Origin of the sequence: Sorangium sp. So ce834 (genome assembly GCF_051521425.1) — a bacterium.
In the GTDB taxonomy this organism is placed as follows: domain Bacteria; phylum Myxococcota_A; class Polyangia; order Polyangiales; family Polyangiaceae; genus Sorangium; species Sorangium cellulosum_D.
The window spans coordinates 947,852-972,873 of record NZ_CP150351.1 but is presented as its reverse complement, the minus strand read 5'-3'; the positions used below and the strand labels follow the sequence as shown (position 1 = coordinate 972,873).

Here is a 25,022-nt window from a genome sequence, read left to right as displayed (position 1 = left end):
GGGGAATACGAACATGACGAAGAATCTGACCCGAAGAATATTCCTCCGAGGCCTGGGCGGAGCTGTCGTCGCTGCGCCTTTCTTGGGCTCCGTCGCGGAGCGTACCGCGAAGGCGCAGTCGGGCGGCGTCGAAGGTCCGAAGCGGCTGATCGTGTTCTTTACGCACAACGGCTGCGTTACGAATCGATGGTTCCCGAAGAAGGCCCATGGCACCTTGACCGGCGCCGATTACGAGGCGACGACGCTCAAGCACCTCGCCCCCTTTGCGCCCAAGCTCCTGGTGCCCCGCGGCATCCGAGCGATGAACGAGTGGAGCTTGGAGCGGACCTACGGCCAGAACAACGATCCCCACACTCAGGTCATCGGATCGTATTTCACCTGCCACCCGGTGACGCCCGAGAGCGACAAGCTCAACGCCAAGCCAACCGGCCGCTCGCTCGATCACTTCTGTGCGGAGCAGGTCAACCCCAATGGCGCGCCTCCCCTCGTGATGTCCATGGGCCAGAAACGGCAAGACACCAGATCGAATATCTCGTACTCCGCGCCCGGAGAGATATTCGGGGGCGTCAGGTCGCCGATCGAGGTCTTCAACGACCTGACGAACCTCTTCGGTCAGGGCCCCGTGTCGCCGGATTCGTACAAGGTGGCCCGCGGAAAGAGCATCGTCGACATCGTGCGAGACGACCTGGCGAGGCTCCAGAGGGTCGACATGAGCCAGTCGGACAAGAGAAAGCTCTCTGACTGGGTGGATCTCCTCCACCAGACATCGGGCACGGTCAGGGCCGAATGCTCCGCAGGGATCGCGGCGGCGCTCGGTTTGACGCCCGGATCCGTGCAGGCGGCGGAAGGTGACGGCTCAAGCTTCGACGTGCCGAAGCGCACGAAGGTCATTCTGGACCTCGCGGTGCTTTCGGCCATCTGCGACCAGAACCGCGTCATCTTCATGAAGTTCCCCCCGGCCGTCGTCTTCAAGTGGGACGGCATCGATCATGGCAGAGATTCCGATGGCCTCTCCCACCGCACTGGCACCCAATCGATCGAAGGGGATTGCGCGCTTGGCGTGCTCGAAATGCTTCGAGAAATCGACGACTGGTACGCGAAGAAATTCGCATACCTCGTCGGTCGGCTCGACAGTATCGAGGAGGGCGACGTGAAGCTCCTCGACAACACCGCGACCGTCTGGTTCCAGGAATGTTCGGACGGCGCCGCCCGCAACCTCAACAACCTTCCGATCCTCCAGGCCGGGAGCTGTGGAGGCTACTTCAAGGTGGGTCAGGCCGTGAACGTGGACGGCGGCAGCGCCGACCTGACCCGCGGCAACAGCGAGGGTGCTTGCAGGTGGCTGGACGGCCCGTCTGTGCTCAGGTACAACGAGCTGCATAACCTGGGGACTCCGTCGACTGTCGCCTCGCAGCCGATCAACAAGTACTTCTGCAACTTGATGAACGCCATCGGGGTGAAGGCCGGTCCGGACGGCTTCCCGGCGATAGGCGGCACGCGAGAGGTGACTCACTTCGGCAAGCACGACGACACCAAGCTCTTTGCCGACGTGAATAACCCACCGGACATCAAGGATCCGGGAGAATTCACGGCTCTTCGCGCGAGCAGCTAGTCGTTGCTTGCTCCCCGCAGGCGACGCCGCGCTCTCCGCCGCGTCGTGCTGCCCGGAGGCTGGCGTTGATGGAGTGACGGCCGTGACCTCGCGGAGACGCCGCGTCAGCTGTCGCCGCTCGGCCTTGCTCGTGATCAGGGCGAGCTCTTCGACGCCCGCATGCAGACCTGGAGCGCCTGCCGGAGGTTCCCGAGCGTCTTGATGCGCGTCAGATCCACGCCGGCCGACACGATGGTCTGAGCCACCTCGGCCCGGAGCCCGACCACCATGCCTCGGGCGCCCAGCAGCTCGACCGCGCGGATCACCGAGAGCACATGGTGCGCCGTGACCGTGTCGACGACCTCGACGCCCGTGAGATCCAGGATCGCGAACCTGCATCGCTTGCGCGTGATCGTCGTGAGCAGCACATCCATGATCTGCGTCGCGCGCTGGCCGTCGATGGCCCCGAAGATCGGCATCGTCACGACGCCGTCCCACACCTCGATGATCGGCGTCGACAGCGCCCGTATCGCGTCCTCCTGGCGCAACACGATCTGCAGCTGCTCGCGCAGCTCGTCCTCCACCCGCTTCCGCTCGCCGTTCTCGCGGGCGAGCCCCTCGTACAGGAGGGCGTTCTCCACGGAGATGGCCGCCTGCTTCGCCACGAGATCCAGCAGCGCCAGCCGGTCCGCCTTGAACGCGCCGCTCGTGAGATCGTTCTCCAGGTAGAGGATGCCCGTCAGCGCCTTCTGCCTCGTGATCGGCACGCAGCACGCCGACTTGGTCCGGCGGCGCGCGACGTACTCGTCGGTCGCGTAATGGCCGCCTTCGGACGCGTCGTCCAGGATCACGTGCTCTCCCGTCCGCTTCACGTAGCTGACGATGGACATCGGCACGCAGCCCGCGGGCAGCGTGCCCCCCTCCGCGAGGCGGTGGATCTCCACCGGCTGCTCGGCGCAGGCGCTCGCGAGCAGCGTGAACTGGCCATCCTGGACGAGGAGCAGGCGGCAGCGCTCGGCGGCCGCGTGCTCGATGACGACGCGGAGCAGGTTCGAGAGGAGCTTGTCGAGGACGATCTCGCTGGAGATGGCCTGAAGCGCCCTGACGACGGCGAGCGTGTCCAGCTGCCGGCTGCGGTCGCCCGCGGGGCGCTGGGGCGCGTCGATCGCCGCCTGACGGAGCTCCGGGTACCGCTGCTCGAGCCGGTCGACGAGGAGCGCCGCGCCCCAGCGGGCATAACACGCCCGCGCCACGCCGAGATAGCCGAGCCCCGCGGTCGTGGCCCCGCGGGCCATGTAAAAGCGCGCGGCGATCTCCGCGCAGACGCCCTCGTCGTGCACGAAGCCGCCCTCCCGGGCCGCGCCGATGGCGCGCTCGTAAAGCCCCATCGCGTCGAGCGGGCGGTCCTCGATCCTGGCGATCTCGGCCTGGATCAGCGCATGTTTGTGCGAGAAGTTCTCGGGGCAGTTCTCCGCGAACCCGCGGAGGCGCGCCTCGTGCATCGCAATGGCCTCGCGCCTTTTCCGAGGGTCCTCGGGATCGGCGGGGCTCGCCGCGAGGGTGAGGGCGGCATAGCAGTGATAGTCCGGCACCAGGATCTGGAGCACGCTCGCCCAGTACATCTCCTGCGCCGCCGCCGCGGCCCGGGAAGCCTCGTCCAGCTCGCCGACGAGGAAGCGGGCCTGGAGCCGCGCCACATGATACCAGAGCGCCGCCAGCGGCGAGCTCCCGTCGGCGAGCCGCTCCGTGAACTCCGCCTCGTCGAAGCCGTCGCCGCTGAACGTCAGCGGGCCGCTCGTCTGGCCCATCATGTTCTTGATGAAGCGCTGCAAGACGACGAGGCAGCGCTCGGCCATGGCGAAGCTCGCCGCCCGGACGGTCTCCATCCGCGCCTCGCTCGCGCGATAGAGCTCCTCCAGCGGCTCCCCTCGCGCGAGGCCGTGCGTGATCGTGCCGAGGGCGAGGAAGGCCGAGAAGATGAGGTTTCCGGACTCGATCGCCGCGCCGAGGCCCCTCCGGATGACCTCGAGGCTCACCGGCAAGGGGCGCACCCAGGGCGAGATCATGACCCCGTGGAGATCCGCCGCGACGCCCAGGAAGTAGATCGATCCGCGGTCCTCGGCGAGGCGGTAGGCGAGCTCGCTGAAGCGAACCGCATTCTTGTAGTCGCCGAACCGCTGCACGAGCGACATCCCGAAGCCGCCATACGCGAGCGCCGACGCGTCGGCATTGCCGCGGGTCATGCTGAGGTGCACCATCCAGCTGGCCGTCAGGTGCGCGACGTTCTCGTCCATGAACCAGGTCGCGACGTAGGTCACGGCCAGCGTGCTCATCACCGCCTGGCTCTCCGCGTCGGCCATCGGCGGCAGCTCGATCAGCGACGCGACGGGGCGATCCCCGAGCGCGCGCCACACCCTGTCGAACGCGGCCTGGACGTCGGCGTCGCTCGGGCGCTCGGGCACGCCCACGCCGAGGGCGCTCAGGCACTCGAGGATGCAAGGCATCGTGTCGGGGCTGAACCGGCTCGTGCGGATCTCGATCTTCACCCGATAGACCGGCGCCCTGTGCAGGAGCGTCCTCGCGTGCGAGAGGAGCAGGGCGCAGAGCCGCTCCGCCTCGTCGAGATCGCCGTTCTGCTGCGCGCACTCGGCGCGCTCGAGGTGCAGGGCGAACGCGAGCTCGTGCTGCGTCTCCCAGCAATCCTCGGCGAGCATGGCGCTCCCGGCAGCGAGGTAGTCTGCGGCCGGCCGGTAGGCAGCGGACGACTTGGCCCTTCGCCCTGCGTCGAGGTTCAGCGCGGCGACCCGCGCCCGCTCGCCCCGCTCGCGGATCAGGGCCGCGCCCAGGTTCATCTGGCTGGCGACGGCGAAGACGCTCTGTCCGGGCGCCTCCGCCGCGAGGAGGAGCCGCCCGATGCGGAGGTGCTCCGCCGCGCGCGTCTCCTCGGGGATCAGCGCGTAGGCCGCCTGCCTCACCCGATCGTGCACGAACGCGCACGTGCGCTGTCCGAGCGTCACGAGCTCCTCCCGGGCCGCCTCCCGGAGGTGCTCCCGGAGCGCCTCCTCCGGCGTGCCGGCGAGCAGCGCCAGCGTGGCGATCTCGAAATCGTCGCCGAGGCACGCGCCGAGCCGCAGCGCTGCCCGCGCCTCGTCCGACAGCCGCTCGAGCGCGCTCGCCGACAGGTCCGAGGCGCCGCCGAGCTGCCCCTTCGCGTCGATCTCGGCGAGATCCCACCGCCACGCGCCCTCGCCGCCGTCGAACCGCACGAGCCCGCGCTTGTGCAGCGCGGTGAGCGCCTGCGCCGAGAGGAACGGGTTGCCGCCCGACGCGAGGTGCACGCGCTCGGCGAGGGGCTCGGCGGCCCCGGGATCGCAGGAGAGCGTGGCCGCCACCAGCTCGCGCACGTCGGCAGCGGCGAGCGGCGCCAGGGGGACGCGGCGCACCGGCGCGCCTGCCGCGGTCAGCTCGTCCACGACCGCGGTCAGGGGGTGCGCGCGGCCGACCTCGCCGTCGCGGTAGGCTCCGAGGATGAGCAGGGGGCGCGACGGCGCCGGATCGAGCAGGCGCCGCAGCAGCCGGAGGCTGGCGGCGTCCGCCCACTGGAGGTCGTCCAGGAACAGGACGAACGGGTGATCGGGGGCGGCGAAGACGCCGACGAACTGCTGGAACGTCCTGACGAAGCGGTTCTCCGCCTCGCTCATCGGCAGCCGCTCCACGGGCGGCTGCGGCCCGAGGATGAGCTCGACCCGGGGGATGACGTCGATGATGAGCTGACCGTGCCGGCCGAGCGCCTCGAGCAAGCGCGCCCTCCACGCGTCGAGGCGAGCCTCGCTCTCGGTCAGGAGGCGGCGGACGAGCTCTCCGAACGCCTGCGCGAACGTGGAATACGGGATACCGCGCTTGTACTGGTCGAACTTGCCCGAGGCGAACGCCCCGTGGGCCCTCACGACGTGGTGGAGCAGCTCGCGCACGAGCGATGATTTGCCGATCCCCGAGGGCCCGGTGACCAGCGCGAGCGCCGGCGTGCCCGTCGAGACGACCTGCTCGAACGCGCCGGTGAGCGCGGCGATCTCGCGATCTCGCCCGATGAGGGTCCTCGGGATCTGGAACCGATCCGGCGTGTCCCGAGCGCCGAGCGCGAACGGCGCGACGTCGCCCGCCTCGCGCAGGGCGGCGGCGCACCGCTCGAGATCGTGCGCGAGCCCGCGCGCCGTCCGGTAACGCTCGTCGGGCATCTTGGCCAGGAGCTTCAAGACGATCTCGGACACGAGAGGAGGTGTCGCCGGCGCCACCTCGGTGAGCGGGCGTGGCCGCCGGGCGACGTGGCAATGGGTCCACTCGAGCAGGTCGCTGGCCTGAAAAGGCGGTGCGCCCGAGATCATCTCGTAGAAGATGGCCCCCAGCGAATACAGGTCGGCGCGGTGATCGATCGGTCGGTTGATCCGCCCCGTGATCTCGGGCGATATGTACGGAAATAGCTCCGGCTGGGCGAGCACGTGCGCCACGAGCTGCTCTCGGTCGTGAGCGCCGGCCGGGGGGGCGACGATGCGGAGCGGGTCGCCGCTCTCCCCGACGAGCAGGCTGCGAGGCGACAGCCGGCCATGGATCGCGCCGTCCTTGTGCAGGTCCGCGAGCGACAGGGAGAGGCGCACCGCCGCGGCGAGGAAGCGCGGCATGTCCATCGGTGCGGCCAGCAAGGTGCCGGCAGGGAGGGCTTGCGAGTCCAGGAACGGCTGCATGGCGTGACTCTCCAGATGAGTCTGCCTTCTATCGCAGGAGGGCCGTCGGTGGCCACGCTTACGTCACGGCCGGGGTCGATCTCGGTCGCATCGAGGTGCGCGCGGCGATTGAGGGAATGGGCCGGAGACTCCGGAAGCGCGGGTGGCGGGCCGGCAGGAGGCGACGGGCGACGATGTGCGCGCCCGCGCGCGGGTCAGGGCGTGTCCGAGGGATCGGCGGGATCGCTGCCGGCGTCTTCTTCGTCGCCGTCGAGGAAGCCGTCGAGATCGCGGTCGATCCCCGCGCGCTCTCCGGAGCCGGGCGGCATGCAGGTATACGTCAGCTCGCGGCCGGTCACGACGGCCAGGTACCGGAGCAGCGGCTCGCTGAGCGGCGGGGCGGCGCTGCGGTTCGCGGAGAAGTAGCCGCCGCCCAGGTAATGATAGCCGAGCGATCGGCCGAGCAGGGTTGTCCTCGCGACGAGGTCGCACTCGCCGGCGTCGGCGCGCGCGCGCAGCAGGTGGATGCGGGGCGCCGCGGTATGCGCGTTGTGGCGGGTCAGCGTGATCTGCTGGCCCACGATGGGCGCCATGTTGGTCGGGAACGCGAGGATGAGCGACTCGAGCCCGCGGCGGAGCGCGTCGCCCTGCGGCGTGACCGGGATGCCCGTCGGGTTCTCGGCGAACGGCGTCACGAATTGATCCGAGAAATCCGAGACCCGGAGGAACCTGAAGATCGTATCGAACGTCCCGTCGTGGATATAGCCGAACCCCCGCACCTGGTCTCCCATGAACGGGAAATCGTCGAAGGTGTTCGAGAGCGGGAGCTCCGCGCCGAACATCCCCACCTTCTGATAAGCGTTGCGCAGGTGCGGGATCTTGAGCACCATCGGCTGGAACTCGAAGGTCGTGAACGCCGTCGTGCCGAAGAACCCCGGGGCGTCGGACTCCGGGTTTGCGGCAGGGTCCACGGCGTGGCAATCGCCGCACCGCTCGGTGATGTCGACGACGACGTTGTTGAAGAAATCCTCGGCTTGCTGCTGGGCGGGGGTCAGCGAGTTGTCGAGGTTCCGGACGGGGTTCGGCGGGTAGGTCACCTTGAGGATGAAATCCGTGAAGGCCTCCATGTCGGCCTCCGGGATGAGCTCGTGCCGCCCGAGCAGGTCCATGAAGGAGGGCCGGAACTTCTTGAAGGCCGCGCGCTCGTCGAACGTGCCGGTGTCGGGCTGCGCGGAGGGCGCGTCGGGGGTGCCGCCCGTCCGATCGCCGCGCCAGTGCATGGGCCCGTGGTTGGCCATGCCGCGCAGGCTCTGCGTCGTCATGGGGCCCTTCATGGGGTGGAAGTCGGTCGGCATCGGCTCGCCGGTGAAGAAGTTCGTGATGTTTCCGAACGGACCCGGGTTCGGCTCCACGGGGGCGTCCGGGTTGCCGAGGTCCCACGCCAGGCTGTCGAAATCGCCGAAGATATGGCAGCTCGCGCACGACGAGTCGCCGTGGCTCGAGGAGAACGCCGCGTCGTAGAGGAACCGCCGGCCGTTCACGATGGCGGGGGGCTCGGGGGTGAACATCGTGACGTGAGCCACCTCCTTGCGCTTCCGGGTGTCGATGATCGAGATGCCGTTGTCGAACCGCGTCATCACGTAGAGCTGGCGCCGCGCGGGGTCGAGCACGAGCCCCGTCGGGCCGCCGCCGGTCACCGGGATATGGCTCTTCGTGTCGGGGACGAACGTGTCGTCCTCGAGCTCCTCCGTGCTGAAGACGCCGACCTTGCTCGAGCCCAGCGCCGCCACATAGAGCGTCTCGCCGTCGGGGGAGACCGCCATGCCCGTGGGCTGGGCGAGGCTCTTCGCGCTCTCCGCGTTGGGCGCCGGCGCGCAGCAGCTCGCGTAATCGATGTGCTTGTTCAGGTGCCGCGGCGCGACCGAGCCGCCCCCGAGGACGGTGATCCGGCTCTCGTGGAGGTGCCCGCGCAGGCTGCTGCCGGCGAAGATGCCGGGCCCCTCGAAGCGCTGCAGGTTGAGCGCCTCGGTGTTCGAGACGTAGATCTTCCCGTTGACGGGGTTCACCGCCATGTTGAACAGGATGGTGCCGACGCCGGTGAAGAAGCCGGCGGGGCCGCTGACCTGCCTGGGCGGGCTCGCCATCGCGTCGATCGCGAACACGTCCTTGTCGGGCAGCGAGAGCTTGATGACGTGGTCCCAGTCGCGCCCGGCTTCGTCCTTCCAGTGGGCGCCGTCGTGCTGGACGATGAGGGAGACCTCCGGCGCCTGGAAGCCTTGCGCGTTCGTCGCCGGGCCGAGCGTCCCGCCGGGCCCGAAGCCGTCGGGGATGACCTGCTCGTTGACGGTGGTCGTCCGGTTGCCGGAATGGAAGCCCGCCGCATAGACGCGCTTGCCGTCCGGCGTCACGGCGAGCGCCCTAGGGGTGTCGGTGAACAGGGTGACGATGGTGAGCGGGTCGCCGCCGAGCGACGCGCCGAGGTGGTTCGCGTCGAAGACCCACACGTCGGCGCGGCCGATGCCGGGCGTCGTGAACTGCGGGTCGAAGGGGACGTTCTGGCCGCGATGCGCGGTCGTGATGAAGGCGCGGCGCCGCCCCGGCCCGGCAAAGACGATATCGCGCGGCTCGTCGCCGACCAGCAGGGTGCGCACCACGCGCCCGCCGGTACCCCCGGGGTCGAGCTCGACGACGCTCACGCTGTCGGACAGGTGATTGACGACCCACACCTCGTCATTGGTCCGGGCGGCGACCGCGACCGGCTCGACGCCCACCGGGATCGACGCGCGATGGGAGAGGCCGCCCTGGTTGGCCCGGAAGACCTCGAGGCGGCCGTCGGGCGTGTTGAGCGCGAGGAGCAGCTTGCCGTCGGGCGACATGGCGAGGGGGCGGACCTGGCCGCTCTCGAAGAGGGTGTACGACGGCGCGCCCCGCGCGAGATCGCTCGTCGCGAGCGTGCCCAGGGACGCGGCCGCAGCGACGGCGAGGCGCGCATGGAAGCGCGCGAGCTTGACGTTCGATTGCATGATTCCTCCCTCCCGTTCGTGTGATCCGGGGTGATGGCGGACGACGCTTTCAGGCTAACAGCATTTTCGAATCAATGGCTATCCCTCATCACGGCCGATGCGCGCAGGCGGCCGACGCCGCGCGGCGAAGGGGGTCGAGTCGAGGGCGCGTGGCTGGCGCGGCCGGCTGTGCGCGCGTGTCGGGAAGGAGTGCGGCGTGTGGGGGAGAAGGGATCTCGCCCTGCATGCGCCCGGGCCCCGGCGCGGGTGGGCGGCCGCCGGTATCGCTCCCCCGGCCGGGAGCTTCGACGGCATGAGCGTGAGATGGAGAACGTCGCGCGCGCCCGCGCGCTGCTCATCGGCGCTTCGCGCCGGAGTCGGGCTTGAGACACGCCTCCAGCGTGTCGCAGATCCTCGACAGCTCCTCGGTGGTGTGAGCCGCGAAGCCGAAGCGAAACGCGGGTAAAGACCCGTCCGCGACGTGCGCAGACCCCGGCGTGAGGGTCAGGTCGCGCGCGCGCGCGCGTCGGACGAGCTCCTCCGAGGTCAAACCGCAAAGGCGTATCCAGAGCGCCAGTCCCCCGCCGGGCGGATCGCACGCGAGCGCGGAGCGCAAGGGCGGCCGCGACGCGAGCTGCTCCAGCAGGTGATCACGGCGCTCTCGGTAGAGCTGCCGGGCGCGCCGCGCGTGGCGCTGGACCTCGCCATCCTCGATGAGCTCGGCCACGGCGCGCTCGAGGACCACGTCTCCCTGGCGATCGAGCAGCTCGCGGACCGCGCTCAATCGCGCGACCACGGACCTGTCCGCGATGATGTATCCGAGCCGCAGGGCGGGGGCGATGAGCTTCGATAGCGAAGCGATGTAGACGCAGCGCGACGAGAGGTCCTTGGTCGCGGAGAGGGGCAAGAGCGGCGCGCCCTCGAAGTGGTACTCGTAGTCGTAGTCGTCCTCCACGATGTAGAGCCGGAACGACTCGCAGATTCGCCGCAGGTGCATCCGGCGCTCCGCGGACATCGCCACGGTCGTGGGGTACTGATGGTGCGGTGTCACGTACACGGCCTTGAGGCGCCCCTTGAGCCGCCTGGCGTGCACCTCCAGCTCATCGGTCCGGAGGCCCTCGGCGTCGACGGGCACATGGACGACCTCGGCCCGGGCGAGCCGGAAGGCGCGCCACGCCGGCGCGTAGCCGGGGTGCTCGGCGGCGACGACATCCCCGGGCTCCAGCATCGCCAGCGCGAACAGGCTCAGCGCGCCCTGGCTGCCGCGCGTCAGGACGACCTCCTCCGAGGAGCACGAGAGGCCGCGAGCGTGGTTGACGAAGCCCGCAAGGACCTCCCTGAGCACGGGATCGCCCGCGGCATCTCCGTAGCCGAGGCCCGTCCGGGTCAGCGCGCGGAGGGCGCGCCGCTGGGCGCGGGCGAGCTGGTCCACGGGCGCGATCCGGGCGTCCGGGACTCCGTCGCTCACCGCGATCGCGGCGGCGCCTCGGCGAGCGACGGCCGCCCCGGCGGAGCGGCGGCCCTCGGCGTCGGCGACGGCGAGCGTCGGGAGGTTGAGCGCGACCCGGGTGCCGCGGGCGGGGAGCGCCTCGAGCCACCCCTGGGCCACCAGCTCGCCCACGGCGGCGACGACGACCTTCCGGTTGACCTTGAGCTGGGCGGCGAGCGTCCGGCTGCCCGGGAGCGTCGCCCCCGGCAGGAGCCGCCCGCGCTGAATCTCCTGGACGATCGCGCGGCTCAGCTGCGTTTGGCGCGGCACGGACGCGCCGCCGTCGAGCGCCAGGTCGAAGCGCCATGGCCGACCAGCTGGACCCGTCGATATGTTGGTTCTGGAGCCTCCCATGGGTCCAGCTTCACGCTACTCCTGCTCCTGCGCAAGGCGCTCTTCGCGCGGACAAGGAGCAGACATGAGCGAACGGTTCCATTCAGCAGACTTCGACAAGACGCCGCCGCGGCCTCGCGTGGTGATGCCCGAGAGGCTCGCGCACCCGGCGGTGGAGTCCGACGGGCACCGCGACGCCTACTCGAGGGCGAGGAAGCACCCGGTCTTCTTCGTGGATCTCCCGTCACACGCGATCAGCGTGACCATCGGCTGGCTCGAGCCGGGGCAATCGTCGAATCGGCACCGGCACACGTACGAGACCATCCTCTACGTCCTCGAGGGAGAGGGCTACTCGTACGTGGGCGGGAGGCGCGTCGACTGGAAGCAGGGGGACGCCATCTACGTCCCGGTGTGGGCGTGGCACAACCACGTCAACACCGGAGAGGGGCGGGCGCGCTACCTCGCCTGCGAGAACGCGCCGGCGCTGCAGAACATGGGCGGGGTCGCGCTGCGCGAGGAGGTGCCAGGCCGGGCCGACCAGCTCTTCGACAGGAACCACGAGCCGGAAGGGGGCGCGCGATGACATCCCCTCTCCGTGGCATCGTCGCTTACCCGATCACGCCGTTCACCGAGGCCGGGCGCGTCGACGAGCAGCTCCTCGGGCGCATCGTCGACGATATGCTCGCCGCGGGCGTGCACGCGATCGCGCCGCTGGGCAGCACCGGGGTGCTGCCGTACCTCTCGGACGAGGAGCGCGAGGCCGTCACCGACCTCGTCGTCAAGCGCGTGGCGGGCCGGGCCCCGACCCTGGTCGGCGTGTCGAGCCTCACCACCGAGCGGACCGCGCGCCACGCGAAGTACGCGGAGCGGGCGGGTGCCTCCGCGGTGATGATCCTCCCGATGAGCTACTGGAAGCTCTCGGACAGGGAGATCGTGGCGCATTTCGAGGCCGTCGCGAAGGCGATCTCCATCCCCATCGCCGTGTACAACAACCCGGCGACGGGCGGAATCGACCTGAGCCCCGACACGATCGCGCGGCTGCTGCGCATCCCGAACGTCACCATGGTGAAGGAGAGCACCGGGGACGTGAACCGGATGCACCGGCTCGTGCAGCTCTGCGGCGATCAGGTCGCCTTCTACAACGGGAGCAATCCGCTCGCGCTGGCCGCGTTCGTGGCCGGGGCCCGCGGCTGGTGCACGGCGGCCCCGCACGTCATCCCTCGCCTCACCGTCGAGCTCTACGACGCGGTGGCGCGCGGCGACCTCGACGCCGCTCGGAGGTGCTTCTACCGCCAGCTGCCTTTCCTCCAGTTCATCGTCGCGCATGGGCTGCCGCGCGCCATCTCGGCGGCCCTCGAGCTGATGGGCACCCGGGTCGGGCCGCTCCGGGCCCCGCTGCAGCCGCTCGAGAAGGAGCGGGTGGAGGAGCTTCGACGGATCCTTGTCGATCTCGCCGTGCTGCCGCCCGCATGACGCGCTCTTCGCGTCGGCGCGGCCGCTCGGCGGCGCCGCGCGCGCAGCGCCCGCCCGCACGCGCAGACGCGGCACGCAGCGCGCGGCGCGCCGAGGCGGCACGGAGTTCGCACGCCGCGCAGGGTCGAGCTCACGTTCCGGGCTCGCGGGGGAGAAGACTCATGGCGCAGACCGTCGGCGAGTTCCTGCTGAGGCGCCTCGTCGCGTGGGGTGTCCGGCGCGTGTACGCCTACCCAGGCGACGGCATCAACGGCATCGTGGGCGCGTTCCACCGCGTCCCGGACCTGCGGTTCATCCAGGTGCGGCACGAGGAGATGGGCGCGTTCATGGCGTGCGCCCACGCGAAGTTCACCGGCGAGGTGGGCGTGTGCCTGGCGACCTCGGGGCCCGGCGCGATCCACCTCCTGAACGGGCTCTACGACGCGAAGCTGGACCACCAGCCGGTCGTGGCCATCGTCGGCCAGCAGGACCGCGCCGCGCTCGGCGGGCACTACCAGCAGGAGGTCGATCTCGTCACGCTCTTCAAGGACGTCGCGCACGAGTACGTGCAGATGGCGTCCTCGCCCGCGCAGGTCCGGCACCTCATCGACCGCGCGATGCGCATCGCGCGGGCGGAGCGCACGGTCACGTGCGTCATCGTCCCGAAGGACGTCCAGGAGATGGACGCCGTCGAGGAGCCCCCGCACAAGCACGGCACCGTGCACACCGGCCTCGGCTACTCGTCGCCGCGCGTGGTGCCGAAGGAGGAGGACCTGCGGCGCGCGGCCGACGTGCTCAACGCCGGCAAGCGCGTCGCCATGCTCATCGGCCAGGGCGCGCTCGGCGCCGCGCCGGAGGTCGCGCGCGTCGCCGAGATCCTCGGGTGCGGCGTGGCCAAGGCCCTGCTCGGCAAGGCGGCGCTCCCCGACGATCTGCCCTGGGTCACCGGCGCGATCGGCCTGCTCGGCACAAAGCCGAGCTGGGAGATGATGGCCAACTGCGACACGCTCTTCATGGTCGGCTCGAACTTCCCCTACCCGGAGTTCCTGCCGGAAGAGGGCCAGGCGCGCGGCGTCCAGATCGACATCGACGGCCGGATGCTCGGCCTGCGCTACCCGATGGAGTTGAACCTGATCGGCGACAGCGCCGAGACGCTGCGGGCGCTCATCCCCTACCTCAAGCTCAAGACCGATCGCTCGTGGCGGCGCAAGCTCGAGGAGAGCGTGGCCGACTGGTGGAAAGTGCTCGAGGCGCGGGCGATGAACGACGCCCATCCGCTCAACCCGCAGCGGGTCTACTGGGAGCTGTCGCCGCGGCTGCCCGACCGGTGCATCCTGACCGCCGACTCCGGCTCGTCGGCGAACTGGTACGCGCGCGACATCAAGATCCGCGAGGGCATGATGGCCTCGCTCTCCGGGACGCTGGCGACGATGGGCCCCGGGATGCCGTACGCGGTCGCGGCGAAGTTCGCCTTCCCCGACCGCCCGGTCGTCGCGATGGTCGGCGACGGCGCGATGCAGATGAACGGCATCAACGTGCTCGTCACCGTGGCGAAGTACTGGCGCGAGTGGAAGGACCCGCGCCTCGTCGTGCTGGTGCTCAACAACCGCGACCTCAACCAGGTGACCTGGGAGCTCCGCGTGATGAGCGGCGACCCCAAGCTCGAGGCGTCCCAGACGCTGCCGGACTTCCCGTACGCGGCCTACGCCGAGGCGCTCGGGCTCTCGGGCGTGCGGATCGACCGCCCGGACCAGGTCGCGCGCACCTGGGACGAGGCCTTCCGGGTCGACCGGCCGGTCGTGGTCGAGGCGGTGACCGACCCGGAGGTCCCGCCGCTGCCGCCGCACATCACGGTGAAGCAGGCGAGGATGCTCACGACGGCGCTGCTCCGGGGGGACCCGGGCGCGCGCGGGATCATCCGCCAGGCGTACCGGGACATGATCGAGAGCTGGATCCCGCACCGGGGCTGACGATGGCCGATCCGAGGCAGCGCGCGGCGGTCCCGGTCGAGCGGATCAAGGTGGCCGCGTACATCATCCCGACCGACCGGCCGGAGTCGGACGGCACGCTCGAGTGGCGCGAGACGACGCTGGTCGTCGTGCACGCGTCCGCCGGCGGCGAGCGCGGGCTCGGCTACACGTACGCCGACGTCGCGGCGGCGCGGCTCGTGGCGGACAAGCTCGCCGACGTCGTGCGCGGGCGCGACGCGATGGCGGTGCCCGGCGCGTGGGCCGCGATGGTGCGCAGCATCCGCAACCTCGGCCGGCCCGGGATCGCGCAGATGGCCATCGCCGCCGTCGACGCGGCGCTCTGGGACCTGAAGGCCCGCCTGCTCGCGCTGCCGCTCGCGACGCTGCTCGGGATGGCGCGCGACCGCGCGCCGATCTACGGCAGCGGCGGGTTCACCTCGTACACCGAGGCTGAGCTCGCCGAGCAGCTCGGCGGCTGGGTCGCCGAGGGCATCCCGCGCGTGAAGATGAAGGTGGGGCGCGACCCCGCGGCCGACCTCGCGCGCGTGCGCGCGGCGCGCTGCGCCGTCGGCCCGGACGCCGCGCTGTTCGTCGACGCGAACGGGGCCTACTCGCGCAAGCAGGCGCTCGCCCTCGCCGAGCGGTTCGCCGACGAGGGCGTCCGCTGGTTCGAGGAGCCCGTGACCTCGGACGACCTCGACGGGCTGCGGCTCCTGCGCGACCGGGCGCCCGCCGGCATGGACGTCGCGGCGGGCGAGTACGGCTACGACCTCGTCTATTTCCGCCGCATGCTCGACGCCGGCGCCGTCGACGTCCTGCAGGCGGACGCGAGCCGCTGCGGGATCACCGGCTTCCTCGCCGCGGCGGCGCTGTGCGAGGCGCGCTCGCTCGACCTGTCGGGCCACTGCGCGCCGTCGCTGCACCTGCACCCGGCGTGCGCGGTGCAGCGGCTCGCGCACCTCGAGTTCTTTCACGATCACGTCCGCATCGAGCGAATGCTCTTCGACGGCGCGGCGGCGCCCGCGGGCGGGGCGCTCGCCCCGGACCTCTCGCGCCCCGGGATGGGCCTCGAGCTCCGTCGCGCCGACGCCGAGCGCTTCGCGGTGTGAGGGGGGACCATGCAGCACATCGAGCAGCAGAGGGAGAGGTTTCCGGCGGAGGACGTGCCCTCCGAGCCAGTCCAGCGCGAGATCGATCGCGGCGTGATCCGGCTCCCCGGCGAGCGGCGCGTCCGGCTCGCGCCCGCGGCGAGCGCGGAGGTGGAGGCGCTCGCCGACGAGCTCTCGCGCGTCGTCGAGGGCGAGGTCCGCTTCACCGCGGGCGACCGGGCGCTCTACGCGACCGACGGGTCGAACTACCGGCAGCTGCCCATCGGCGTGGTCGTGCCGCGCCACAAGGACGACGTGATCGCCGCCGTGGCCGCGTGCCACCGCCACGGCGCGCCGATCCTCGCGCGCGGGGGCGGCACGAGCCTCGCCGGGCAGACGTGCAACGTCGCGGTCGTGCTCGACTTCTCGAAGTACATGCGCGGCGTCCTGGAGCTCGACCGCGCGGGCAAGCGCGCCCGGGTCCTGCCGGGCACGGTGCTCGACACCCTGCGCGACGCCGCGAACGAGCTCGACCTGACGTTCGCGCCCGACCCCTCGACCCACGAGTACTGCACGCTCGGCGGGATGATCGGCAACAACTCCTGCGGCGTGCACTCGGTGCTCGGCGGTCGCACCGTCGACAACGTGCACGAGCTCGAGGTGCTGACCTACGACGGCCTGCGGCTGCGCGTGGGGCCGACGAGCGAGGAGGAGCTCGACGCCATCGTCCGCCAGGGCGGCCGGCGCGGGCAGATCTACGCCGAGCTGCGCGCGATCCGCGACCGGTACGCGGATCTCATCCGCGCCCGCTACCCGCGGATCCCGCGCCGCGTGTCGGGCTACAACCTCGACGAGCTGCTCCCGGAGAACGGCTTCCACGTGGCGCGCGCCCTGGTCGGCACCGAGTGCACGTGCGTCACGGTGCTCGAGGCCACCCTGCGCCTCGTCGACTGGCCCAGGTTCCGGTCGCTCGTGGTGCTGGGCTACCCGGACGTGTTCTCCGCGGGCGACCACGTGCCCGAGGTGCTGCGCTCCGGGCCGATCGCGCTCGAGGGGCTCGACCACCGGCTCCTCGAGTACATGCACAAGAAGGGGCTGCACGTGCGCTACCTGCGCTATCTGCCGGAGGGCCGCGGCTTCCTCCTGGTCGAGTTCGGGGGCGACACGCGGGAGGAGGCCGACGCGCGGGCGCGCGCCGCCATGGACGCCCTCGCGCGCGGGCCGAACCCGCCGTCGATGAAGATGTACGACGACCCCGAGCAGGAGCAGGCGCTCTGGGAGGTGCGCAAATCGGGGCTCGGCGCGACCGCGCGCGTCCCGGGAGAGCCCGACACGTGGCCCGGCTGGGAGGACTCGGCCGTGCACCCGGACAACCTGGGCGGCTACCTCCGCGACCTGCGCGCGCTGTTCGATCGCCACGGCTACCACCCCTCGCTCTACGGCCACTTCGGGCAGGCGTGCGTGCACTGCCGCGTGGACTTCGACCTGGTGACGGCCGAGGGCATCCGGAACTGGAAGAGCTTCCTCGACGCGGCGACCGACCTCGTGGTCCGCTACGGCGGCTCGTTCTCCGGCGAGCACGGCGACGGCCAGGCGCGCGCGCAGTTCCTGCCGAAGATGTACGGCGAGGAGCTCATCGAGGCGTTCCGCCGGTTCAAGGCCGCCTGGGATCCCGCCTTTCGCATGAACCCCGGCAAGGTCGTCGACCCGTACGACGTCACCGAGAACCTCCGCCTCGGCGCGGGCTTCCGCCCGGCCGCCGTGGAGACGCACTTCCGCTTCCCGGACGACGACGGCGACTTCACGCGCGCGACGATGCGCTGCGTGGGCGTCGGCAAGTGCCGGCGCCACGGCGGCGGCACGATGTGCCCGAGCTACATGGCGACGCACGAGGAGGAGCACACCACGCGCGGCCGGGCGCGGCTGCTCTTCGAGATGCTGGAGGGGAGCGAGCTCCGGGGCTTCCGCGATGACGCGGTGAAGGAGTCGCTCGACCTGTGCCTGGCGTGCAAGGGGTGCAAGGGCGAGTGCCCGCTCAACGTCGACATGGCCACCTACAAGGCGGAGTTCCTGTCGCACTACTACGCGGGGCGGCTCCGGCCGCGCGCCGCGTACACGATGGGGCTCATCACCTGGTGGGCGAGGCTCGGGCAGCGCGTGCCCGGGCTCGCGAACCTCGTGACGCAGACGCCGGCCCTCGCCGCGATCGCCAAGAAGATCGCCGGCATCGCGCCCGAGCGGAGCATTCCGCCGTTCGCGCGGCAGTCGTTCCGGCAGTGGTTCCACGGCCGGCCGCGGCGCAACGCCGGCGCGCCCCAGGTGCTGCTCTGGCCGGACACGTTCAACGATCACTTCTTCCCGGACACGGCGATCGCCGCGACCGAGGTGCTCGAGTGGGCGGGCTACGAGGTGATCGTCCCGGAGCAGCAGCTCTGCTGCGGCCGGCCGCTCTACGACTTCGGCTTCCTCACGACGGCCAAGCGCATGCTGCGCGACGTGATGAGCGCGCTGCGCGACCCGATCGAGCGCGGCGTGCCGGTGGTCGGCCTGGAGCCGAGCTGCGTCTCGGTCTTCCGCGACGAGCTCCACGGGCTCTTCCCCGACGACCCGGTGGCGTCGAGGCTCCGGGAGCTGACGCACATGTTCGGCGACTTCCTGAAGGGGGCGCCGGACGGCGATCCCGGCCGGCCTTTGCTCGGCCCGCGTGGGCGCGAGCTGCCGCGGCTCGACCGGCGCGCCGTGGTGCACGGCCACTGCCACCACAAGGCGATCCTCGGGATGGACGGCGAGCGCGACGTGCTGCGCGGCATGGGCCTCGACGCCGAGCTCCTCGACTCGGGCTGCTGCGGGATGGCGGGGGCCTTCGGCTTCGAGGAGGGCGACAAGTACGACGTCTCGATCCAGTGCGGCGAGCGGGTGCTGCTGCCCGCGGTCCGGTCGGCGCCGAAGGACGCGCTGATCGTGGCCGACGGCTTCAGCTGCCGCGAGCAGATCCAGCAGACGACCGACCGGAAGGCGCTGCACCTGGCCCAGGTCGTGCGCATGGCGACGCTGCACGGCCCCGAGGGGCCGACGGGCGACTACCCCGAGCGCGCGTACCTGCCAGGCCCGGCGGAGGTGTACATGATGCCGCGCGCGAAGGCGGCGGCGCTCGCCGCGGCGCCGGCCGGCGCGGCGGCGCTCCTCTGGGCGGGCGGTCGGCGGCTCGCGCGGCTCGCGGCGGAGCGGCGGCGGGCGCGGCGCGGCCGGTGGCTCCAGGCGGCTGGCGCGGCCGCCGTGGCGCTCGCGGCCGTGGGGCTGCTCGGGAGCAGGAAGCCGGGCCTCACTGCCGTCGGGCGCCCGTGTGCGGTCCGGTGACGCGGATCGGCAGGCGGAAGAGCCTCCCGTCGCCGTGCTCGCGCAGGACCGTGACGAGCTCGGCGTGCGCCCACCCGAGGGGCGCCGCCGCGCCGGTCGCCTGGCCGGCGTGAGGCCCGCTATCGAAGACCTGCTCCGGCAGCATGTGGGTCGCGTTCGCGAAGCGCGCCATCGCGTCGAGGTAGGGCCGCATCCGCTTCCGCGCCGCCGCGGAGGAGCCGGACTCCTCGAGCGCCCGCGCGAGCTCGTACTCGGCCCTTTCGCCCGTGAGGATCGGCCACAACATGCCTCGCGTCCGCGCCCCCGTGCGCGGATCGAAGCCATACGCGTCGCCGACGTAGCGGTGGAATCCTGGGCCGAGCCCCGGGATCTCGACGCGCAGCGCGGCGTCGCAGGCCGCCACCGAATCGGTGATGTCCGCCGCGAGCGCCGGGCGCACGCCGAGCACGGGGAGCCGGAGGAAGCCGCAATCGACGACGTCGCGCTCCAGCCAGAAGCGTCCTCGCAGGACGTAGCCTCGATCGTCGTTCGGGTCCCTCGGGGCGTCCGGGCCACCGGCCCCGTCGACGCGCTCGTAATACCGCCCCTTGCCGATGCTCCCTCGAGTCGTGAACGTCCAGCCGTCGACCTGCCTGGCCCAGCGCTCGGCGGTCTCCCTGTACCGGGCCTGGCGATCGCCGTCCCCCCTCGTGCCCGCGATCTCCGCCGCATGGACGAGCGCGGCGCAGAGGAAGGCCAGGGTCGACGGCGAGACGCCCGACACCTCCTCCCATCGATCGAGCGGGGTCCAGGGGCCGAAGGCCACGAGGAAGTCGGCCGCGCGGCGCACGAGATCCCAGCATGCGTCGGCGGCGACGAGCTGCTCTTTATGGATGTGATAACAGAGGTCGATCGGCTGCGCGACCTGATCGAGCTCAAGGCCTTTCCAGTACGGCGCCCCGTCGGACCAGGTGTTCTGGTAAAACGACCCCTCTTTCGACACATGGAGTGCGCCGAAATCCCAGGTGCCGTCGGACGCGGAGAGCTGGATGCCGCTCAGGAACCGCGTCGCGGCCAGGGGGGAGCGCGCGTCGCCGGCGGCGAGCAGCGCGAGCGAGATCTGGACGAGGTCGCGCGGCCACACGAGGTGATAACCGCCCGTGATCCTGTCCGAGGTCCGCGGCGAGATCGCGCTCGCCCGGTCGAGCCTGACGTCGCCCCAGGGCACGGACGGCGACGCGATGAAGGCCCCTGGATGCGTCCTGTCCTCCAGGGACTTCATGACCGCCACGGAGCTGCGGTAAAGGCGCGCGAGGCCGGGCGAAGCGCTCCCGAGCGGGCGGAGGGACGCCTGATAGGCGCGCCACTGGGCGCGGTACCTGTCGAGGAGGGCGCCTGGCCCCTCGCGGAGCGACGCCCGGGCGGCGCGGTAGGCCTCGCCGATGTCGCGTCCGAACCCGAGCGCCAGCGTGAGCTCGGTGGCCCCGGGGGAGAGCGGGATGTCCAGCTCCCCGGTGAGCACGACATCTCCGTCCGTCGCGTCGCGGTAATGCGCGGTCAGCGTGCGATGTTGCGTCAGATCCCGATATCCGTCGCTCGCGGTCCCTGAAAAGCCGGCCGTGGCGTCGCGCCATGGGACGGAGGCCACGAGGGCCTGCGCAAAGGGGCCTTGCCAGGCGAACAACCCGGCTCCCGGCGCATCTCCGGTGCTCGCCATGGCGCTGTCGCCGAGCGGCGTGTTCCCCGCGCCGGGGTTGTGGAGGACGAAGAACCTGAGCCCCCGGGCGTTCCGGGTGATCTTCAGCCGCTGCAGGACCACGTCGCGATCGGGATCGGCGAAGATCGTCTTCTCGATCCTGAACCTGCCGCCCGGGTCTTCCGAGATCACCCGGAAGGCCGGCACCCCCTCCTCGATCCAGGAGATGCTCCGCCGCGCGTCTCGCCGCTCCTCGAAGAGGCCTCGACCACCGCCCGTGACCAGGAGCTGACTGTCCCGTGTCTGCGGGGTGTCGTTCGTCGGCCAATACACCTCGGTCAGGATGCCGCTCGCCCCCGTGAACCAAACCCTGCTGATCGGGGCCGTATCGGAGCGCGCCGAATACTTCAGGTCCGCATCGTAGCTCTCGTACGCGGCGCCGAAGAAATCCTTGGAGCCGTGAGACCAGCTCCCGGAGGACGAGGACCCGGGCGCCGCGCCGGAGGGCGCCGCGGCCCTCGCCGCCGCGGCGAGCGGGAGCGAGGTGCCGAGGATTGCCGCCAGCGTCGTTTTTCCGAGGATCCGCATAGGCATGCTCCGCGCCGCGACCACTCCACTGCCCGTCGGCTGCAAGGTGTGCAACGCATGGTCCATGGAGCGGGCGCGACGACGCGACGCGCTGGGCATTGGGCGCCCGTCCCCTCGGCGAGCGAGGTCGCGTCACCACCGGCGCCGGTCACGCGGCGCCCGCCGAGCAGATCGAGCACAGCGAGGCGCGGCTCGCGCGCGCAACTGGGGGTGACGCGGCGTCGCTCCCGGGGAGCCCGCCCTTCCGCTATAGCAGCCGCGGGCCTGGACCCCCGGTCACTCCTCGCGCGACCACGGCAGGAGCCCGGTCGCCAGGCTCTTCACCGCCGCCGCCAGCTCGATCGGCTCGATCGGCTTGGGCACGTGCATCTGGTAGCCGGCCGCGAGCGCCCGCACCCGGTCCTCGGTCCGCGCGTACGGCGTCAGCGCCAGCGCCGGCGTCCGCCCCACCTTGCGCGGCAAGAGGTCCCGCACCTTCCGGATCAGCGAGTACCCGTCCTCGCCCGGCATCCCGATGTCGACCACGAGCAGCGCCGGCTCCGACGTCTCCAGCAGCTTGAGCGCCTCGGCGCTCGACGTCGCCGTGCTGACCTCGGCCCCGCAGCGCCGCAGCACCGACGTCAGCATCGCGAGCGTGTCGGGATCGTCGTCGGCGATGAGCACGCGCACGCCCGAGAGCCGCGGGAACGGGTTGCGCGGGTCGGGCGCGATGCCGGCGCTCGTCAGCGCCGTCGCCGTGGCGCCCGTCGACAGCGGCAGCTGCACCGCGCACGTCGTCCCGCGCCCGGGGCCGGCGCTCGTGATGCGCACCGCGCCGCCGTGCAGCCCCACGACGTGCCGCACGATCGACAGCCCCAGGCCGAGGCCGCCGTGGCGGCGCGCGCCGCTGTTGTCCTCCTGCCGGAACCGCTCGAACACGTGCGGCAGCGAGTCCGCCGAGATGCCCTCCCCGTCGTCGATCACCTTGATCTCGGCGTGGCGCTCGTCCTGCGAGAGCTGCACCTGGACCAGCCCCCCGGGCCGCGCGAACTTCACCGCGTTCGACAGGAGGTGCCACACGACCTGCTGGAGCCGCGCCGGATCGCCCTCCACGAACACGCCCTCGGGATCGAGCCTCGTCTCGATCGCCACGCCCTTGCCGGCGGCCGAGGGGAGGATCGACTCGACCGCCGTCTGCACCGGCAGCGTCAGCTCCACCGCGAGCCGCTCGATCTTCAGCGTGCCCGTCACGACCTGCGACGCGTCGAGCAGCTCGTCGATGAGCGTCACCTGGTGCTCGGCGTTGCGCTCGATCGCCGACAAGGCCCGCGTCTCCGCGACCCGATCGAGCGAGCCCGCCTGCATCATCCGCGCCCAGCCGAGGATCGCGTTGAGCGGCGTGCGCAGCTCGTGCGACACCGTCCCGAGGAACTCGTCCTTCAGCCGGTTCGCGTCCTGCACCTCGCGGTACAGCCGCGCGTTGTCGAGCGCGAGCGCGGCGCGGTGCGCGACCTCCTCGGCGAAGGCGACGTCGGACCGCTCGAAGAACCGGCCGGACTCCGACGACACGAGCGAGATGGCGCCGAGGATCCGCCCGCGCGCCCGGAGCGCCACCACGAGGTACGAGAGCGGCGCGAGCGCCCGGTTGGCCGCGGCCTCCTCGCTCGTCATCGCGTCGTGCAGCAGCACGTCCCCGCGCACGTCGGCGTAGAGCTCCGACCGGCCCGTGCGCAGCACGCGCGCCACCGGGCCCGGCTCGCCGTCGACGCGGCTCGGGTGGAAGTACCGGAGGAGCGGCTCCTTCAGCGGGCTCACGTGCGCGACCGCGACGTGGCGCAGGCCGAGACCGTCGTCGATGTCCACCAGGCAGAAATCGGCGAGCACCGGGAGGGCGAGCCGCGCGAGCGACTGGAGCGTGGCCGTGAAGTCGAGCGACGCGGCGAGCGCCGTGCTGAGCTCCGCCAGGAAGGCGAAGCGCCGCGCCGCCTCCTCGGCCTCGGCGCGCGCCGCCTGCACCCGGATGAGCCGCGCGCGCTCCTCCTCGGCCCGCTTCCGATCGGTGATGTCGCGGTGGATGCCGACCAGGAACAGCGGGCGGCCCTCCTGGTCGTGCACCGCGTACGCGGTCACCTCGATCGGCACCTCGGAGCCGTCGCGCCGCACGCACGGGACCTCGCCGACGAAGGTGCGCGCGTCCTCGATCTGCTGGAGGATCCTCCGCGTGGTCTCGTCGCGGGCGTCCTCGCGGTGCAGGAGCGCCATGCTCTTGCCGACGATCTCCTCGGAGAGGTAGCCGAAGATCGACTCGGCCTCGCCCATCCAGTACCGGATGTTGCCCTCGACGTCGGTGACGAGGATCGCCTCGGGCATCTGCTTGAGCACCTCGTGCGAGAGGTGCATCGCCTCCTCCGTCTGCAGCGCGGAGAGGCGCGCCCGCTCGAGCGCCTGCGCGCTCTGCTGGACCAGCGCGAGCATGAACGCCCGGTCGTCCTCGGAGAACGACTGCGGCGCCGAGAAGCCGAAGCCCACGGCGCCGAGCACGCGCCCCTCGAGGAAGAGCGGGATCGCGGCGTACGCGCGCTCGCCCGTGGCGGCGCAGCAGGACACGAAGCCCGCCTCGAACTCGACGAAGCGCTCGTCCGACTCGAGGAAGATCGGCTGCCGCTCGCGGACCGCCCGCGCGAGCGGCAGCTCCGCGCTCAGCTCGAACGTCTTGAAGCGCGCGATCTGCGCCTCCAGGTACCCCGTCGAGCGCACCGTCTCGAGCTCGCCGCCGAGCCCGGCGCGCAGCGCCACCATGCCCGTCACCGCGCCGGCGGCCGCGACGACGTCGCTCGCGAGCACGCGGAGCACCGCGGGCGGCGTGATCGCGTCGGACAGCGCGGCCGTGACCGCGAACAGCCAGGCGGCGCGGTCCGCGCTCCGCTCCGCGGACTGGCGCGCCTCCTCCGCCTTCCGGTAGAGGTAGGCGTTGTCGAGCGCCAGCGCCACGCGGTGCGCGAGCTCGGCCGCGAGCACGAGGTCGTCCGCGGAGTAGATGCGGTTCGACTCGGAGACGCCGAACGAGAGCACGCCGAGCTTGCGGCCGCGCGCGATGAGCGGCACCGCCATGGCCGAGCGCGTGCCGAGCTGCTCCAGCGCGGCGGCGCGCTCGGCGGCCTCCTCGCCCTGCTCGCCGTCGAGCTCGTGCAGGAGCTCGGACTCGCCGCTGTGCAGCACCTTGGCGATGCCGAGGCGCTCCTCGGCGTCGGGCGAGATCGCGCGCAGGAGCCCCTCGCGCTCGGGGTTCACGTGCTTGGCCGCGACCCGGCAGAACCGGTTCTTCGGCGCGCCCGCCTGCCCCGCCCGATCGGCCCCCGCCGCCTCGGCCGCGGCGCGCTGGCGGCGCTGCGCGTAGATCCCCGGCGCGGGCGTGACGTCGAGCGCGCTCACCCCCGGCGCGAACGGCGGCCCGTCGGCCTCGGAGAGCGGCGACGGCGGCGGCACGGAGCTGACCAGGCCCATCGCGTCGGCGGCGCCGCGCTCGATCAGATCGACCGTGCACCAGTCCGCGAGGAAGGGGACCGACAGGCGCGCGAGACGCTCCAGGATCGTGTGCGGATCCAACGATCCGGTGAGCTGCTCGCTCGCGTCCGCCAGGAACATCAGCTCATTATGGATCGCCCCGCCGCGGGGCTGCTTCAGGACCTGCCAGGCCATGGCGGTCTCGCTGGGGTTGCCTTCACGCTCCATGATGGTCGCCGGCGGCCCGCATCGTAGCGAGGGCCGATCGCAGAAGCC

The 25,022-nt window shown here is 71.6% G+C and carries 11 protein-coding genes; 6 read left to right on the top strand and 5 right to left on the bottom strand.

Annotated features, from left to right (window positions below):
- The first annotated feature begins 13 nt into the window (after positions 1-13).
- Complete coding sequence (locus tag WMF20_RS03620; protein WP_437610700.1) at positions 14-1,612, top strand: DUF1552 domain-containing protein; 1,599 nt, start codon at positions 14-16, stop codon at positions 1,610-1,612.
- A gap of 134 nt (positions 1,613-1,746) precedes the next feature.
- On the opposite strand, the gene WMF20_RS03615 is transcribed toward WMF20_RS03620, so the two are convergent.
- From WMF20_RS03615 to WMF20_RS03605, 3 genes are all read right to left on the bottom strand, one after another.
- Positions 1,747-6,330 carry an AAA family ATPase gene (locus WMF20_RS03615; protein WP_437610698.1) on the bottom strand — a complete coding sequence of 1,528 codons (4,584 nt, stop codon included), beginning with the start codon at positions 6,328-6,330 and terminating at the stop codon, positions 1,747-1,749.
- Positions 6,331-6,524: 194 nt separating this feature from the next.
- Entirely contained in the window at positions 6,525-9,332 is a 2,808-nt protein-coding gene (locus tag WMF20_RS03610; protein ID WP_437610696.1) for a YncE family protein, read from the bottom strand.
- Positions 9,333-9,666: 334 nt separating this feature from the next.
- Positions 9,667-11,154 (bottom strand): PLP-dependent aminotransferase family protein, encoded by a 1,488-nt coding sequence (locus WMF20_RS03605; RefSeq protein WP_437610694.1) that lies wholly within the window; start codon positions 11,152-11,154, stop codon positions 9,667-9,669.
- A 64-nt stretch (positions 11,155-11,218) separates the two neighbouring features.
- Between WMF20_RS03605 and WMF20_RS03600 the strand changes: the two genes are divergently transcribed.
- From WMF20_RS03600 to WMF20_RS03580, 5 genes are all read left to right on the top strand, one after another.
- Positions 11,219-11,716 (top strand): cupin domain-containing protein, encoded by a 498-nt coding sequence (locus tag WMF20_RS03600; RefSeq protein WP_437610692.1) that lies wholly within the window; start codon positions 11,219-11,221, stop codon positions 11,714-11,716.
- The gene (locus WMF20_RS03595) at positions 11,713-12,606 is read left to right on the top strand and encodes a dihydrodipicolinate synthase family protein (RefSeq protein WP_437610690.1); all 894 of its coding nucleotides are present in this window, start codon (positions 11,713-11,715) and stop codon (positions 12,604-12,606) included. Before WMF20_RS03600 ends, WMF20_RS03595 begins: the two co-directional genes overlap by 4 nt.
- A gap of 161 nt (positions 12,607-12,767) precedes the next feature.
- On the top strand, positions 12,768-14,555 hold the full coding sequence (locus WMF20_RS03590; protein WP_437610688.1) for a thiamine pyrophosphate-requiring protein: 1,788 nt from the start codon (positions 12,768-12,770) through the stop codon (positions 14,553-14,555).
- 2 nt (positions 14,556-14,557) lie between these two features.
- Positions 14,558-15,664: an enolase C-terminal domain-like protein gene (locus WMF20_RS03585; RefSeq protein WP_437610686.1), complete on the top strand. Its 1,107-nt coding sequence runs from the start codon at positions 14,558-14,560 to the stop codon at positions 15,662-15,664.
- 9 nt (positions 15,665-15,673) lie between these two features.
- The gene (locus WMF20_RS03580; RefSeq protein ID WP_437610684.1) at positions 15,674-19,000 is read left to right on the top strand and encodes an FAD-binding and (Fe-S)-binding domain-containing protein; all 3,327 of its coding nucleotides are present in this window, start codon (positions 15,674-15,676) and stop codon (positions 18,998-19,000) included.
- Here the strand turns inward: WMF20_RS03580 and WMF20_RS03575 are convergent.
- Both WMF20_RS03575 and WMF20_RS03570 read right to left on the bottom strand, forming a co-directional pair.
- Positions 18,966-21,269, bottom strand: coding sequence for a glycoside hydrolase family 15 protein (locus WMF20_RS03575; protein ID WP_437610682.1), 2,304 nt, complete (start codon positions 21,267-21,269; stop codon positions 18,966-18,968). The two genes, WMF20_RS03580 and WMF20_RS03575, sit on opposite strands and share 35 nt — an antisense overlap.
- A gap of 270 nt (positions 21,270-21,539) precedes the next feature.
- Positions 21,540-24,974 carry a GAF domain-containing protein gene (locus WMF20_RS03570; RefSeq protein ID WP_437610680.1) on the bottom strand — a complete coding sequence of 1,145 codons (3,435 nt, stop codon included), beginning with the start codon at positions 24,972-24,974 and terminating at the stop codon, positions 21,540-21,542.
- Positions 24,975-25,022: the final 48 nt, after the last annotated feature.

Coding starts and splice junctions, on each gene's coding strand:
- WMF20_RS03605 (WP_437610694.1), bottom strand. CDS start 11,154: ATGGGAGGCTCCAGAACCAACATATCGACGGGTCCAGCTGGTCGGCCA.
- WMF20_RS03590 (WP_437610688.1), top strand. CDS start 12,768: ATGGCGCAGACCGTCGGCGAGTTCCTGCTGAGGCGCCTCGTCGCGTGG.
- WMF20_RS03585 (WP_437610686.1), top strand. CDS start 14,558: ATGGCCGATCCGAGGCAGCGCGCGGCGGTCCCGGTCGAGCGGATCAAG.
- WMF20_RS03575 (WP_437610682.1), bottom strand. CDS start 21,269: ATGCCTATGCGGATCCTCGGAAAAACGACGCTGGCGGCAATCCTCGGC.
- WMF20_RS03580 (WP_437610684.1), top strand. CDS start 15,674: ATGCAGCACATCGAGCAGCAGAGGGAGAGGTTTCCGGCGGAGGACGTG.
- WMF20_RS03610 (WP_437610696.1), bottom strand. CDS start 9,332: ATGCAATCGAACGTCAAGCTCGCGCGCTTCCATGCGCGCCTCGCCGTC.
- WMF20_RS03600 (WP_437610692.1), top strand. CDS start 11,219: ATGAGCGAACGGTTCCATTCAGCAGACTTCGACAAGACGCCGCCGCGG.
- WMF20_RS03615 (WP_437610698.1), bottom strand. CDS start 6,330: ATGCAGCCGTTCCTGGACTCGCAAGCCCTCCCTGCCGGCACCTTGCTG.
- WMF20_RS03570 (WP_437610680.1), bottom strand. CDS start 24,974: ATGGAGCGTGAAGGCAACCCCAGCGAGACCGCCATGGCCTGGCAGGTC.
- WMF20_RS03620 (WP_437610700.1), top strand. CDS start 14: ATGACGAAGAATCTGACCCGAAGAATATTCCTCCGAGGCCTGGGCGGA.
- WMF20_RS03595 (WP_437610690.1), top strand. CDS start 11,713: ATGACATCCCCTCTCCGTGGCATCGTCGCTTACCCGATCACGCCGTTC.